Annotated in this window: 12 protein-coding genes and 2 pseudogenes; 6 read left to right on the top strand and 8 right to left on the bottom strand. The window is 61.1% G+C overall.

The window, feature by feature from the left end:
- Nucleotides 1-714: 714 nt before the first annotated feature.
- Nucleotides 715-1,632: a hypothetical protein gene (locus IEX16_RS19355; RefSeq protein WP_229676454.1), complete on the top strand. Its 918-nt coding sequence runs from the start codon at nt 715-717 to the stop codon at nt 1,630-1,632.
- Nucleotides 1,633-1,688: 56 nt separating this feature from the next.
- Here IEX16_RS19355 and IEX16_RS19350 read toward each other — a convergent pair whose 3' ends face one another.
- The 3 genes and pseudogenes from IEX16_RS19350 to IEX16_RS19340 all read right to left on the bottom strand — a co-directional run.
- Nucleotides 1,689-1,871: a hypothetical protein gene (locus IEX16_RS19350; RefSeq protein ID WP_188710198.1), complete on the bottom strand. Its 183-nt coding sequence runs from the start codon at nt 1,869-1,871 to the stop codon at nt 1,689-1,691.
- A gap of 29 nt (nt 1,872-1,900) precedes the next feature.
- Nucleotides 1,901-2,200, bottom strand: coding sequence for a hypothetical protein (locus tag IEX16_RS20175; RefSeq protein WP_229676455.1), 300 nt, complete (start codon nt 2,198-2,200; stop codon nt 1,901-1,903).
- A 43-nt stretch (nt 2,201-2,243) separates the two neighbouring features.
- A pseudogene (locus tag IEX16_RS19340) lies at nt 2,244-2,582 on the bottom strand (response regulator); the annotation flags it as partial.
- 313 nt (nt 2,583-2,895) lie between these two features.
- Here IEX16_RS19340 and IEX16_RS19335 point away from each other — a divergent pair.
- The gene (locus IEX16_RS19335; RefSeq protein WP_188710195.1) at nt 2,896-3,153 is read left to right on the top strand and encodes a hypothetical protein; all 258 of its coding nucleotides are present in this window, start codon (nt 2,896-2,898) and stop codon (nt 3,151-3,153) included.
- A 92-nt stretch (nt 3,154-3,245) separates the two neighbouring features.
- Nucleotides 3,246-5,414, top strand: coding sequence for a catalase HPII (gene katE, locus IEX16_RS19330; RefSeq protein ID WP_188710194.1), 2,169 nt, complete (start codon nt 3,246-3,248; stop codon nt 5,412-5,414).
- A 17-nt stretch (nt 5,415-5,431) separates the two neighbouring features.
- On the opposite strand, the gene IEX16_RS19325 is transcribed toward katE, so the two are convergent.
- Together IEX16_RS19325 and IEX16_RS19320 are read right to left on the bottom strand one after the other, a co-directional pair.
- On the bottom strand, nt 5,432-7,969 hold the full coding sequence (locus tag IEX16_RS19325; protein ID WP_188710193.1) for a penicillin acylase family protein: 2,538 nt from the start codon (nt 7,967-7,969) through the stop codon (nt 5,432-5,434).
- Between the two features lie 41 nt (nt 7,970-8,010).
- A complete protein-coding gene (locus IEX16_RS19320) occupies nt 8,011-9,441 on the bottom strand; it encodes an aldehyde dehydrogenase family protein (RefSeq protein WP_188710192.1) in 1,431 nt (476 codons plus the stop codon).
- A 366-nt stretch (nt 9,442-9,807) separates the two neighbouring features.
- Between IEX16_RS19320 and IEX16_RS19315 the strand changes: the two genes are divergently transcribed.
- Nucleotides 9,808-10,071, top strand: coding sequence for a hypothetical protein (locus IEX16_RS19315; RefSeq protein WP_229676453.1), 264 nt, complete (start codon nt 9,808-9,810; stop codon nt 10,069-10,071).
- Between the two features lie 38 nt (nt 10,072-10,109).
- Here the strand turns inward: IEX16_RS19315 and IEX16_RS19310 are convergent, their stop codons facing one another.
- Entirely contained in the window at nt 10,110-11,060 is a 951-nt protein-coding gene (locus IEX16_RS19310; RefSeq protein ID WP_188710190.1) for an LD-carboxypeptidase, read from the bottom strand.
- A 98-nt stretch (nt 11,061-11,158) separates the two neighbouring features.
- On the opposite strand from IEX16_RS19310, the gene IEX16_RS20170 reads away from it, so the two are divergent.
- Together IEX16_RS20170 and IEX16_RS20165 are read left to right on the top strand one after the other, a co-directional pair.
- Nucleotides 11,159-11,470: a trimeric intracellular cation channel family protein gene (locus tag IEX16_RS20170; protein ID WP_229676452.1), complete on the top strand. Its 312-nt coding sequence runs from the start codon at nt 11,159-11,161 to the stop codon at nt 11,468-11,470.
- Nucleotides 11,471-11,481: 11 nt separating this feature from the next.
- Nucleotides 11,482-11,553 (top strand): annotated as a pseudogene (locus IEX16_RS20165) (TRIC cation channel family protein); the annotation flags it as partial.
- A 44-nt stretch (nt 11,554-11,597) separates the two neighbouring features.
- On the opposite strand, the gene IEX16_RS20160 reads toward IEX16_RS20165, so the two are convergent.
- Both IEX16_RS20160 and tadA read right to left on the bottom strand, forming a co-directional pair.
- Complete coding sequence (locus IEX16_RS20160) at nt 11,598-11,738, bottom strand: hypothetical protein (protein ID WP_229676451.1); 141 nt, start codon at nt 11,736-11,738, stop codon at nt 11,598-11,600.
- Between the two features lie 22 nt (nt 11,739-11,760).
- Nucleotides 11,761-13,149, bottom strand: coding sequence for a tRNA adenosine(34) deaminase TadA (gene tadA / locus IEX16_RS19300; protein ID WP_188710189.1), 1,389 nt, complete (start codon nt 13,147-13,149; stop codon nt 11,761-11,763).
- Nucleotides 13,150-13,176 lie beyond the last annotated feature (27 nt).

Raw genomic sequence — 13,176 nt, 5'->3', positions numbered from 1 at the left:
CAACCACAAAAGATTGCACTCGACGCTGGGCTATGTCAGCCCGATGAGGTTTGAGCAACGCTGGATCGCGGCCCAGCAGCAAGACAGGAAGTCCGCATAATGGGCAGTCTATGGAGTGCGGGCAACAGGGGCAAGATCACATTGCTCATTCCAACGCAAGTCCTATGTGTTGCCGCGCGTGCCAAACTCGACCAGGAGCGGACGTTGCTGTTCGTTGATACAAAGTTAGCGGCTGCGATTCTTACGACAATTTACCGAGTGGAAACCGGTCGTCCATTGAGCCCCTGAACAACATCCTCCACGTCATTCCACCAGGCTCTTAGCGGACAATTTAAGCACCGCTACTAACTGGCTCATCCGCAACCATTGGGATTCCCCCAGTCTCCCGGACGATTTGTTTACCCCTTAAACCTCGCGCCGAGCCGGTCGCAATCGTTCAAAAGCGTTCAATCTGAGCGTTTTTAACTCCCTAGGAAACGAGACTCGGTACGGTTAGCAGAATTGAGTTGTTTTATGGTGCGGGTTCGCAAAGTTAACTTGTCGCCACCCGTGATGGGCACGAAAGTCCTACCTAAGTAGTTGATTCCAAAGGGAGTCGGTTAGCAGGTCAAACTTTTTCCGACAGCATCCGCGCTCCCTCTTCTTTTCGCCCAAGCATGTAGGACGACAGAGCATCATGCGCTGGCGTGCCTTTGAGCCGGTCAAACTGAGGGAATGCTTAACCATGACACTCTGAAACTGTGCCGCTGGGCCGCGTCGGCCTGCATGCTCACCAGCTTGGGCGCGGGCATTGTTCATGCCCAAGCGTCGGGCGCTGGTGCCGCCGAATCGGGCGCTGCTTCCTTGCAGGCCAAACACGCTGCCTTGACCCCCCAGCTCGCGCGTAACCCGTTCCAGCGACCGCTGGTGATGGACTCGACCGAGTCGGCCACGGCCGTCAGCGGCAGCGCTTACGCCGTCATCAACTACCCGTACACCACCGTGCTCGCGGCGTTCAAGGATGCGGACACCTGGTGTGAGGCTCTGATTCTTCATCTCAACACCAAACACTGCAGCGCCGACAAGGAGAGCCGGCCGACAGCACTTTCGGTCAGCGTTGGCAAAAAAACGCCTCAGGAGCTTAAGGATGCGCACGCCCTGACTTTCAGTTTCACGCCAGTCGCAGCGCGAGCCGACTATCTTGCGGTGCGGCTCAACGCGGCCAAGGGTCCGCTGGGCACCCATAACTACCGCATTGACCTGGAAGCCGTGCCGATTGAGGGTGACAAGACTTTCATGCATTTGCGTTATTCCTACGGCTACGGCATGACCGGCCGCTTGGCGATGCAGGCCTACATGGCCACGGTAGGGAGCAGCAAGATCGGATTTTCAGAAGTAGCCAGCGACACCGGCGCCAAGGCGCCGGTCGGCGGTATGCGCGGCGCGGTGGAACGTAACACCATGCGGTATTACCTGGCGATCGACGCCTACCTGGCGTCTCTGGTGGTGCCGCCCTCACAACAGTTTGAAAAGCGTCTGCAACACTGGTTTGAAGCAACGGAGCGTTATCCGCGCCAGTTGCATGAAATCGATCGAACGGCCTATCTGAGCATGAAGCGCAGCGAGTACCAGCGCCAACAAACCACGCCCTGAATACGGCCAGAACGGCTGCCCAGCAGCTGCTCCAACCCGCTGTCGCCCCTGTCCGTTCAGGCCTGAACCGGCGTTACCTTGCCTGGCTCACGCACCGGAATCGTGGGTTCAGTCGGCGGGGGCTCAATGATCTCAGGCGGACCGCCAGGGCCGGGCATAGGCGGCATGACCGGTGGCGGCATCTCCGGCGGAATCTGGGTGTCAGGGTCGGGCGTGTCGGCAAGTGTCATAAAGGGCATGTTTTCCCAGAAAGTGATTGAATAAAGCGTCAGCGGCGGGGTCGACTCAGCGCGGCTTTGATGAGCGCGGCCAGCAGGGCGCCCGCGGCCAGCGCGAGCAGCGCGGACTGAAACGGCTTTTCTGACGCGCGACGCGCCAGCCGGTCGGTGTAGGAAACGCGAGTCACGCCCTTGTCAGCTTCGGCCACATGTTCACCACCCTGCAGGGTGTCTACTGACGCGGGACTCGCCAGCACCGCTTCCTCTGCGGACTGCATCACCTCCTCGGTCAAGGGCCGGGAAGGCGCGCCGAAAGGCGTGTCGTGGATGTTGGAAACGGGCGTGCTCATGGTTCTGCTTTCTGGTGACAAAGGTTAAAAGATATCGGCTTATCAGCAAATCATCAATATGGGTGCTCTTGTCAAAGACTGCATCTGCACCCAGCTGTTCGCATCGCCAGCGGACCTCCGGCGTGGCGTGATTGTTTAAAACCACCATTCTCTGGTTCGCGTGCCGATAGCGGCAAGCTTTGACGACCCCCAAACCACTGCCTTCCTTTAAAAACAAGTCCACGATGGCCAGGTCCCATTGCGCGTCATTACGTGCCAGCCAGCGAGTGCCTTCGTCTTCGGTTTCGGCGATACCCATGGTTTGAATGGGCATCACCTCTTCCAGCGTGCCTATGAGGTTGTCACGAATGGTCACGTTGTCTTCGACAATGTAAGCCCGCATGAGTTTTTTACTCCTGTGTACGTTGGTGGTCCGGACAGCTTTATGCCGCAGCAATCACCTAACTTTAAAAGCACAGTCAGGGTGCACACGCGAGAAAGCCGAGCATGGTGGTGTAGGCCAAGGCCCTGCCCTTTTACGTCTTGCGCCTTAGCGCGCCTGCGCGCCCTTTTTCCGTCGGACAGGTCTTACAGGCACTCGCGATTGCCCTTACACCGGTTTCCGTTGGTCAGCTACGACGCAAACCAGTGTTTGTGCGTAACGTGAGACTTGATTGCAGGTTTTGCGTTCCTGCTTCTTTCTTTCAGGACTCACCATGACACTCGCAGCCTCCCCTCACACTGGCATCGGTGCCGCCAAGCGCTGGACGACTTCGTTTCGCCTTGCCGCTCCATGGCTGTCCATAGCTGCGGTCTTTGGCATGCTGATTGCGTTTTTAACGCTCACACCCAACGGCGTTGCCGAGCCAGTGCAAACCCTGGCGGGATGGCTGGTTGGAGGTGGCGTGGCCGCCCTCGCGGTCATCACCGTGGTCACAGGCATGGAGCGGCTGCTGGACTGCGAAGCCGATTGAACATCGATGCGGCAACGACATAGTTGCCGGCACCATCGCCGTCCGGACGAAAGTCGCCGGACTTTTTTTTAGCTTTTTCCAAGGAATCACACATGTCGCAACCCAAGCGCAGTCCAGCCAACACCCCAAAAACGTCCTCAGGTACGGACAAACAGAAACAGCTGCTGGCTTCGACTGCCGATGCGACAGGCAACCTGACGACCAACCAGGGGCTGCAAATTCCCGACAACCACAACTCGCTGAAAGCCGGTGTCCGCGGCCCGACTTTGCTGGAGGACTTCATCCTCCGCGAAAAAATCACTCACTTTGACCACGAGCGTATTCCCGAGCGAGCCGTACATGCGCGCGGCACTGCCGCCCACGGCTACTTCAAGGTCTACAAACCAATGGGGCAATACACCAGCGCAGGTTTTCTGCAGGATCCGGAGGCCGAGATTCCTGTCTTTGTGCGCTTTTCCACGGTCGCCGGCTCCCGCGGTTCGGCAGACACCGTGCGCGACGTACGCGGCTTTGCCGTGAAGTTTTATACCAACGAAGGCAACTACGATCTGGTCGGCAACAACATTCCGGTGTTTTTCATCCAGGACGCCATCAAGTTCCCGGACCTGATCCATGCCGTCAAACCCGAGCCGCACAACGACATGCCACAGGCCGCCAGCGCACACGACACGTTCTGGGACTTTGTCTCGCTGATGCCCGAGTCCACGCACATGTTGATGTGGGCCATGTCCGACCGCGCCTTGCCCCGCAGCTACCGCATGATGGAAGGTTTTGGTGTGCATACTTTCCGCTTCATCAATGCACGCGGCGAGTCGCACTTCGTAAAATTCCACTGGAAACCCAAGCTTGGCGTGCACGGGCTGGCTTGGGACGAAGCCCAGAAGATCGCTGGCAAGGATGCCGACTTTCACAGGCGCGACCTGTGGGAAGCCATCGACCAGGGCAACTTTCCCGAATGGGAATTGGGTGTACAAATTATCGAGGAAGGCAAGGAGGACAAACTCGGCTTTGACATCCTGGACCCGACCAAGCTGATTCCCGAATCGGTGGTGCCTGTTCAGCTTATCGGCAAGATGGTGCTCAATCGCAACCCCGACAACTTCTTCGCGGAAACCGAGCAGGTGGCCTTTCACCCCGGCCATCTGGTACCCGGCATTGATTTTTCGAACGATCCTCTGCTGCAGGGCCGTTTGTTTTCGTACACCGACACGCAGATTTCACGCCTGGGCGGCGCTAATTTTCATGAGCTGCCGATCAACAAGGCGGTCTGCCCTTTCCACAACTTCCAGCGTGATGGCATGCACCGCCAGACGGTCAACAAGGGCCGGGTCTCCTATGAGCCCAACACACTCGCTACCGGCGCTGAATACCGTGTCGACGGCGGCACCCAGGGTTTCCAGTCTTATCCCGAACAACTGGAATCGCCAAAAATACGGCGCCGCAGTCCGTCGTTCGACGATCATTTCTCACACGCTACGCTGTTCTGGAACAGCCAGAGCCCGGCGGAGAAAGACCACATCGTTGCGGCTTTCCGCTTCGAGTTGTCCAAGGTGGAGGTAGCAGAAATCCGCCAGCGCATGGTTGATAACCTGGCGCATGTGGACGCCAAACTCGCAGCGCGGGTGGCAGCGCCGCTGGGGATCAATACGCCGGACGCCAAGGCGGCGGCGGGCAGGCTCGGTTTTCGCGAATACCGTATCGAGAACACCGTGGAGGAAGACAGGGCGCTGAGCATGGCTCATCCATCGGAAGGCATCAAAACCCGAAAAGTTGCGATTCTGGTGGCCGACGGCGTGGACTTGCTGACCTTCAAACGCCTGCAACAGGAACTGCTGGACGCGGGTGCGGCCTGTAAATTGATCGCGCCGCAACTCGGCACGGTCAAAACGTCTTCAGGCAAGCAGCTTGCGGTGGACCACACCTTTACCAATGCGCCCTCAGTGATGTTCGATGCTGTGCTGGTGCCTGGTGGCGAAGCCAGTGTGGCCGCCCTGTCGCAGCTTGGCGATGCGGTTCACTTCATTCTGGAGTCCTACAAACATTGCAAAACCATCTGCGCGCTCAACGAAGGCGTGCAGTTGCTGGGCACGCTGGGTTTTGCACTGGAAAGCAACGGCAACCAGGTGATGGAGCCCACCACCGGTGTGTTGCTGGCCGACGCGCGCAAGACAGCCGATGGTCAGATCGCTCAGGCCTTTATCGCCTCCATCGCTGCCCACCGGCATTGGGACAGGCTTAATGTAGACGCCGTGCCGGCCTGAAGATACCGGAAATCGACTCAGGGCTTGAGCTGAAGTTCGTGGCTGAAGCTGGCCGGGCTCATCTGTAGCGGACGGTAGCTGACATCTGCCCATCTGCGGCTCATGTCGCGGTAGCGGCTGGAAAACACCAAGCCGCTCTGCCCTGTCTGGTAGACGAACTGCGATTTTTCCAGGTCCGCCAGGTCATATACCGCACGCAGGGAGGCGGCATGCCGGTTGGCAAATGGAAATTTGGAATCGTTGGGCCAGTATTGGCCGACGTTGACCGTGAACGTATCGCCCCCTGTCGGTACGTTGACATCGAACAGCTTCGCCAGCGCAGGCACATTGCTGAAAGGCCGGTGTGCCGACAACGCCTGGTGCGCCTCGCCCCATGTCCACTTCGCAGGCGAGCCGCCTCGCGTTGCCTGCAGCAGCGTCAACGCGCGATCCAGCGCGGCTGTGGACTGGGCCGCGCAACCGGCGGTCCCGCACCAGGATTTGTCATCGCGCTCCAACATGTCTTCGATGGCGCTGCGGAAATGGCGCTTGCCGTACATGCTTTTCAGCCGGGCTTCGCCAAGTTTGCTGCCAATAACGCCGCGTGACAACTCATCGATCCAGACTGAAAAAACCAGCGGCGCGGCACTGTCGGCGCGCATCACGCCATCAAAGCCGGTAAGCAGAGCCTGCACTTCGGCGGCCAGCGGATGCTGCGACACCGTCTTCTGCAAAAACGGCAGGAGTCGGAGTGTGGCCGACGACAACTGATCGGACTGGATTTTCTGCATGGAGGCCGCGTCATGCTTGGGCGCAGCAGCCAGCAGTTTTTCAATGCGGTCGAAGCGGTAAGGCACAACCCAATCCTGACCCAGAAACAAGTCGGAGCCGGGCGGCACCACGCTTTGGTTGGCGTTGGAGAACCAGCCTTTTTTGCCGATCGTAGCCGCGTCAGCCTGCGGCGTCTGTGCATAAGGCAACCAGCCAGCCCAGTCATACCTGGCCAGCCATCCCGGCGACGGCGCGACGCCGAGGATGTCGTTGTCAGCTTTGCGCAACGGCACCTTTCCGATGGCCTTGTAGGCGACCTTGCCGGCCACATCGGCCATCACCACGTTTTGCATCGGTGAATGGTGGTCGGCATAAGCCGCGATCAGCTCGTCCACCGACTGCGCCTGGTTGGCGCGCAGCGCAGCAACCGCCGTGAGATTGTCGGTTTCCAGCGCACTCCAGCGCAGAGAGATCACGTACTTGCTCGTGTCCAGCAAGTCGGTATGGGTTTTCTGCGCATCGCTGAGCACTGGCCCGTGGCGGCTGCTGCGCACATTCAGGCTGACATCGGACTTGCCCTTGACCTTGATCACCTCAACCCGTGTCTTGAACTTCGCCCACTGCGCCGGGCCAGCACCGGGCACGCGGTACTGCTGCGGGTTGGTCGGGTTGATCTGCTCCAGATACAGGTCCTGTACGTCGGGGCCGGTGTTGGTGAAGCCCCAAGCCACTTTGGCGGTGCGGCCCAACACCACAAAAGGCAGGCCTGGCAGGGTCGCGCCTATCACATCGAGTGCGGGTGTGACCTTGCCGTCCGCGCCCGGACCCGCCGGCGCCTGCAGGCGTGCAAAGTACCAGATGGCCGGCGCCGACAAACCCAGGTGTGGGTCGTTGGCCAGTAGCGGCTTGCCGCTGGCGGTGTGGGTACCGGCCAGCACCCAGCTGTTGGAGCCCTTTCCTTCCACATTGCCGATGTTGGCCGCCCAGTCATTGATGTCGAGCGCGAGGAGATTTGCCGATGTTGCCGGTTCTTCAGCATCAGACAAGCCTCCAGCCCTTTCAAAACGGGCGCCAGAAGCTCCTGTTTTGATAGCATCGGGACGGAAAACGCCAAGCTCGGCATAAAGCCTGGCGAAATCGGTTTTCGAGGCGGGGGCCTCGCCCGGGTAGGGTGTGAACAGTTGCCAGAGCTGTTCGGTGCTGAGCACCTTGGCCGCCGACAGGCGGGCAAACTCATTGCCCCAGTTGCCGCCCAGGTCCAGCGCCATCATCAGCGCCCAACCCACGCTGTCCTGCGGTGTCCAGGGCCGGCCGCTGCCGCACGGCTTGACGCCGAGGATGTGAAATTCCGGCGACAGCGCCTGCGCGCTGCCCGCATAAAACGCGTTGATGCCGTCACTGTAGGCCTGCAGCGCCTGCTTCGCCTCGGCGGGTAACACCTGCCACTGGCGCTGCGCCGCTGCCATGATGCCCAGCGTGCGCATCAGTTTGTCAGTGTCCAGCGTGGCTTCGCCCAGCACCTCGGACAACTCGCCGTGCATCACCCGGCGGTTGAACTCCAGCTGCCAGCCGCGCTCCTGCGCGTGCACATAACCGAGCGCCATCCACGCGTCGCGCGGCGACTGGGCCTTGATGTGGGTAACGTCGGCGCCATCACGCGCCACGTTCACGGCAGCGGACAGCCCGCCGACCTTGAGCTCGCCGTCGAGCGCCGGAAAGCTGCGGTAAATATAGATGCCGATGGCCGCAGCCAGTAACAGCACCAGCAGCAACACGCCGCCCAGCAATCGTTTGATCCAGACCATGACGCTCTCCCCGGATGAAGGCCTCTGACGGGCCGTGAAAATCAGGCCGCCGTGACGGGCTTGAGCTGCAAGGACTTGAACTCCAGAAATTCCTCGAAACCATACACCCCGTTTTCGCGGCCGTTACCCGACTGCTTGTAGCCGCCGAAAGGTGCATTGCCATTGAAGGGGCCACCGTTGATGTCGACCTGGCCGGTGCGGATGCGGCGCGCCACCTTCATCGCGTGTTCGTCGCTGCCGCTCCAGACGCCGCCGCCCAGGCCGTAGATGGTGCTGTTGGCAATGGCCACGGCTTCCTCTTCATCCTTGTACGGGATGACAACCAGCACCGGGCCGAAAATTTCCTCTTGCGCCAGGGTGTCGGTGGACTTGATGCCCAGGATGGTGGGTTGCACGAAGTAGCCCTTGGCAATGGCCGGCGGCTCGGCTCCACCGGCAATCACGTCCGCGCCCTCTTCAATGCCGGTACGGATGAAACCCAGCACGCGTGCGCGCTGGTTCGCGCTGACCAGCGGGCCGAGCCGGCTGGTCTCGTCCAGGCTTGGGCCGACGCTGAATTTGGCGATCGCGGTTTGGGCCAGCGCTTTGACCTCATCGTAACGGCCGGCAGGCACCAGCATGCGGGTGTGCGCCGAGCAGGTCTGGCCGCTGTTGAGCATGCAGGCGGAAATCGTGCCCTTGACTGCGGCTTCGAAGTCCGCGTCTTCCAGGATCACGCTGGCCGACTTGCCGCCGAGTTCGAGCGCGATGCGTTTGACTGACTGGCTGGCCAGCTCGCTCACGCGTTTGCCGGCGCCGGTCGATCCGGTGAAGCTGACCATGTCCACTTCCGGATGCGTCGCCAGCACCTCGCCGACCACCGGCCCCATGCCGTTGACCAGGTTGAATACGCCCGGCGGCAGGCCGGCTTCGTGGATGATTTCGGCCAGAATCATGGCGTTGACCGGCGCGATCTCGCTGGGCTTGAGCACCACGGTGCAGCCGGCGGCGAGCGCCGGAGCGATCTTCAGGGTGATCTGGCTCAGCGGGAAATTCCAGGGCGTGATGCAGCCCACCACTCCGATGGCTTCACGCACCACCAGCGAATTGCCGACCTTCTTTTCCCACTCGAAGTTGCGCGCGACCTTGGCAAAGTTGCCCCAGTGCCAGGTGGGGCCGCCGACCTGCACGGTTTTCGCCATCTTCAGCGGCATGCCGACTTCGCGCGCGATCGCCATGGCCATCTCGTCGGTGCGGGCCTTGAGGCCGGCAGCCACCTTTTCCAGGTAGGCCGCGCGCGTTTCGACCGGCAGCGTGGACCACGCGTCAAATGCGGCGCGGGCCGCCAGCACGGCCAGCTCGGCCTCTTGCGCAGTACCGGCAGGCACCGTGGCCATGACTTCTTCGGTGCTGGAGTCGTGAACCGGCAGGGTTTCCTTCGATCGGGCGGTGACCCACTGGCCATTGATGTAGTGCGAAGCGTAGGTGGTCATGGATGGGCTCACAGGGGGTTTGGAGTGGGTTTAAAGAGAAAAGGATGTGAATATTTCACGAGATCAGGAAATCGCAAACTCGCCACGCCGGCAAAAGGACAACGAATTCAAAAGTATTAATCTGGGCCGCATCAGAGAATCAGGATGACATTTAGTTACTAACGTCTTGATTTGTTTGTTGTTTTGCGTTAACCCCGTCACACGATACATCTTGCATCCCGGCCTTCGGGGCTTTAATCTACCAGATCGCGTACTCAATCGCGCCCGCTCAAACAGAAAGTCCCGAGACCTATGCGTTGGATTACCCCTCATTTAAAAAGCAGCTTGTTAGGCTTGCTCAGCGGTGGCGAGGCGACTCCCGCCGTCATGGAAAATCGCACGGAGGGCATCCGGCAGTTGATGCTCAACGAGTTGGGCGAGTTTGGTGAAAAGCATTACCCCAAAATTGCGCTTCGGGTACGTTACGCCCAGGACGCACAAGGCCTGTGGTACGCCCGCGGCGACGTGATGGCTGTGCTGTCGGCGATGCAGGGCGAAACCATTGCCCGGCAAAAAGTCGGCAGCATCACCAAGATGTTTGAAGGCCTGCTCCCCGGCAGCCTGGGCTCGCGGCGCAGCTCTCTGAACTGAGCTTCAAGTCCGGATCAGCACTGGCCACGGCACCACCCTCAGTGCGTGTGACCCCAGAGTAAAAACGCATCCCGGCCTTCCACGGCCAACGTCACTTTTGCGCCCACCGGTAGCAGCACCTTGGTCGGCACATGGCCGAACGGCAGGCCCATCAGCACGGGCGCCTTGATCTGCTTCTGCAACCACGCCACCACCGTCGCCAGCTTGAAGCCCTTGTCGTGCGGCACCAGCTTGTAGTTGGTGAACTGCCCCAGAACAATGGCTTTTTGCTGCGCCAGCACGCCAGCGTGCAGCAAGGACGTCAGCATGCGCTCCAGCCGGTACGGGTGTTCGTGCACTTCTTCAAGAAACAGGATGCCACCCTTGACCGCTGGAAAATAAGGAGTGCCGACGAGTGAAGTCAGCACCGCCAGATTGCCGCCCCACAGGGTCGCATCCTTGATGTTGAATACGCCTCCAGCCCTTTTTGGTAATAGGCTGATTGCTCCTTCTTTGATAGCAGATGCGGGCAGGCGCCAGCCGGTGCCTTCGCCCTGCCCGCTGATCAGGTCGTCAAAGCAGGCTTCCATGATGTCGTCAGGCTCACCGTCGACGCCGAAATCCTCCCCCACGGCGGGACCGGCCCAGGACACAGCGCCGGTTTTGGCCAGCAGCGCGTTTTGCAGCGCGGTGAAGTCGCTCAGGCCGACAAAACGCGTGCCTTTGTGCGCCGCCTTGGCCAGCGCCTTGTAATTGATGCTTGGCAAGATGCGCGTCAGCCCGTATCCGCCGCGTGAGATCAGGGCTACATCGGCGCCGCTGGCGGCCGCCCGGTGGATGGCGGCCAGACGCGTTTCGTCGTCACCCGCGAAACGCTGGTGGCTGGCGAGTACCGCCTCATCAAGTTCGACCTCGTAACCCAGGGCCTTCAAGCGGGACACGCCGCGTTTGAACGCTGCCTTGTCACGCACGGCGCTGGACGGGGAATAAATGTAGATATGTTTTTTCACGGCTCCGAGTATCCCACTGCCCGGAACCAGGCGCCCCGCCGGCCGCGGTATAAACGCCGCACCATGCTGCTTATTTTCTGGACCTCTTCGGTGTCGCCGTGTTCTCCATCAGCGGTGCGCTGGCCGCCGGCCTGCTGGAGCTTGATCTGCTCGGCGTCGTGGTGCTGGCCTCGCTGACAGCCATAGGCGGCGGCACGCTGCGCGATGTGCTGATGAACCGGCATCCGGTTTTCTGGATGGTCAACCCGACCTACCTGATGGTGATCTGCGCCGCAGCGCTGGGCACGGTCATGTATGTGCAGTTTTTGCCGATTCCGGCGCAGGCGCTGCTGGTGGCTGATGCGCTGGGCTTGGCGGTGTTTGCCCTGACCGGTGCAAACTGGCCGAGGCCGCGCGGCGGCACCCGTTGATCGTCGTGCTGATGGGCACCATCACCGGTGTGACCGGTGGCGTGATGCGTGACATCTTCAGCAACCAGGTGCCGCTGCTGCCGCGCCAGGACATTTACGCCACGGCGGCGATCGTTGGTATCGCGCTCTATCTGGTACTCAAGGCGCTGGGGCTGAAGCCGTCCTGGGCCTTCAGGACCGGCATGGCGGGGGTCACGGGCTTGCGGCTTGCGGCTTGCGGCTTGCGGCTTGCGGCTTGCGGCTTGGCGCGATTTTTCTCGGTTGGCACTTGCCAGTCTCCGGCTCCCTTACTAGGGTCCGGTGAAAAAATCGATGGCCTGTCGGGCGATAGGCTCCCCATGCTCCTGCACAAAATGCCCGGCATTCTCCATGACGATCGGCTCGGGACACCCTTTGATCCTCTGCTGCAGCTCAAGCATTACCGGCAGGCCCAGCACCGGGTCCTGCGCGCCGACTGCCATCAGGGTCTGGCCCTGCCACTGGTCGCGCCAGAAGTCACGCGCCCGCCGCGAGATCTCCGCGCCGGGCGAATCGAAAAATTCCGGCACCATGTGCGGGAAAGCGCGCAAGGCGGCGCGGTGGCCCTTGTCGGGAAAGGGTGCGTTGTAGGCGGCACATTCAGCGGCGCTCATCTGCGGATTGCCGCGGGTAAACAGGCGTGCCACATCGAATTCCGGATTCTTCGCGCACATCTCGCGCCACGCCAGAAAACCGGCAGACAGCGGTTGCTCGCCGGTCGCCAGCGTGGTGTTCATGACCAGCAGGCCGCGATAACGCTCGGGTGCAGCCATCGGCAAGGTCAAGCCGAGCAGGCCGCCCCAGTCCTGCACCACCAGCACGATGTTGCGCAGGTCCAGCCGCTCCACCAGGTCCAGCAGGTTCTGCCGGTGACCGTCGAAGCTGTGAAAGCTGTCCTTTTTGGGCTTGTCGCTCTTGCCGAATCCGATCAGGTCCGGCGCCACCACGCGATGCCCGGCGTCCAGAAACACCGGGATCATCTGGCGGTACAGATAGCTCCAGGCCGGGTTGCCGTGCAGACACAGATAGGTCAATGCGTCATTGCTACCCTCCCCCTCATCCAGGTAATGCATGCGCAACCCGGCCAGCGACGGCAGGTTGCTGAGGTAGTTGGGCTGCCACGGGTAGCCAGGTAAGCCGTCATACGCCTCGTCAGGCGTGCGCAGCGCGTCATCACGCAGCGGATGCGCTGCGCGTGTTTCTTGGCGCTGCAAGGCACGCCGCTGCCTGAAAAAATCCTGCAGCGTCGCGCCGCATTCATCGGCGAGCACCCCGCCCTGCACCAGCGTCTGGTGATTGAGTTGGGCATGGTCGAACAGGTTAAGCACCGAGCCGGCAGCGCCGGTCTTGGGGTCGGCCGCGCCGAACACCACCCGCTTGAGCCGGGCATGCAGCATGGCGCCCGAGCACATGGCGCAGGGCTCCAGCGTGACGAACAGTTCGCAATCTTCAAGCCGGTAGTTGCCCAGCACCCCTGCACCAGCGCGCAGGGCCAGCATCTCGGCGTGCGCCGTCGGGTCGTGGCGGTCTATGGGCGCATTGCGGCCGGTGGCAATGACTTGGCCCTGGTGTACCAGCACGGCACCGACCGGCACCTCGCCCGCAGCCGCAGCCTCGCCAGCCTGCGCCAGCGCCAGGCGCATGAAGTCCTCGTCACCCATGGCGCTTCTGTTTTGATAGCTGGCAGC

The organism is Polaromonas eurypsychrophila, from assembly GCF_014641715.1.
In the GTDB taxonomy this organism is placed as follows: Bacteria; Pseudomonadota; Gammaproteobacteria; order Burkholderiales; family Burkholderiaceae_C; genus Polaromonas; species Polaromonas eurypsychrophila.
The sequence above is the reverse complement of the archived record's forward strand: the minus strand, read 5'-3'. Positions and strand labels throughout refer to the sequence as shown.

Excerpts from the sequence above, each read along its gene's own strand:
- IEX16_RS20175 (WP_229676455.1), bottom strand. The coding sequence starts at position 2,200 with ATGAGCACGCCCGTTTCCAACATCCACGACACGCCTTTCGGCGCGCCT.
- IEX16_RS19325 (WP_188710193.1), bottom strand. The coding sequence starts at position 7,969 with ATGGTCTGGATCAAACGATTGCTGGGCGGCGTGTTGCTGCTGGTGCTG.
- IEX16_RS19315 (WP_229676453.1), top strand. The coding sequence starts at position 9,808 with ATGGAAAATCGCACGGAGGGCATCCGGCAGTTGATGCTCAACGAGTTG.
- IEX16_RS19335 (WP_188710195.1), top strand. The coding sequence starts at position 2,896 with ATGACACTCGCAGCCTCCCCTCACACTGGCATCGGTGCCGCCAAGCGC.
- IEX16_RS19320 (WP_188710192.1), bottom strand. The coding sequence starts at position 9,441 with ATGACCACCTACGCTTCGCACTACATCAATGGCCAGTGGGTCACCGCC.
- IEX16_RS19355 (WP_229676454.1), top strand. The coding sequence starts at position 715 with ATGCTTAACCATGACACTCTGAAACTGTGCCGCTGGGCCGCGTCGGCC.
- tadA (WP_188710189.1), bottom strand. The coding sequence starts at position 13,149 with ATGGGTGACGAGGACTTCATGCGCCTGGCGCTGGCGCAGGCTGGCGAG.
- IEX16_RS19350 (WP_188710198.1), bottom strand. The coding sequence starts at position 1,871 with ATGCCCTTTATGACACTTGCCGACACGCCCGACCCTGACACCCAGATT.
- katE (WP_188710194.1), top strand. The coding sequence starts at position 3,246 with ATGTCGCAACCCAAGCGCAGTCCAGCCAACACCCCAAAAACGTCCTCA.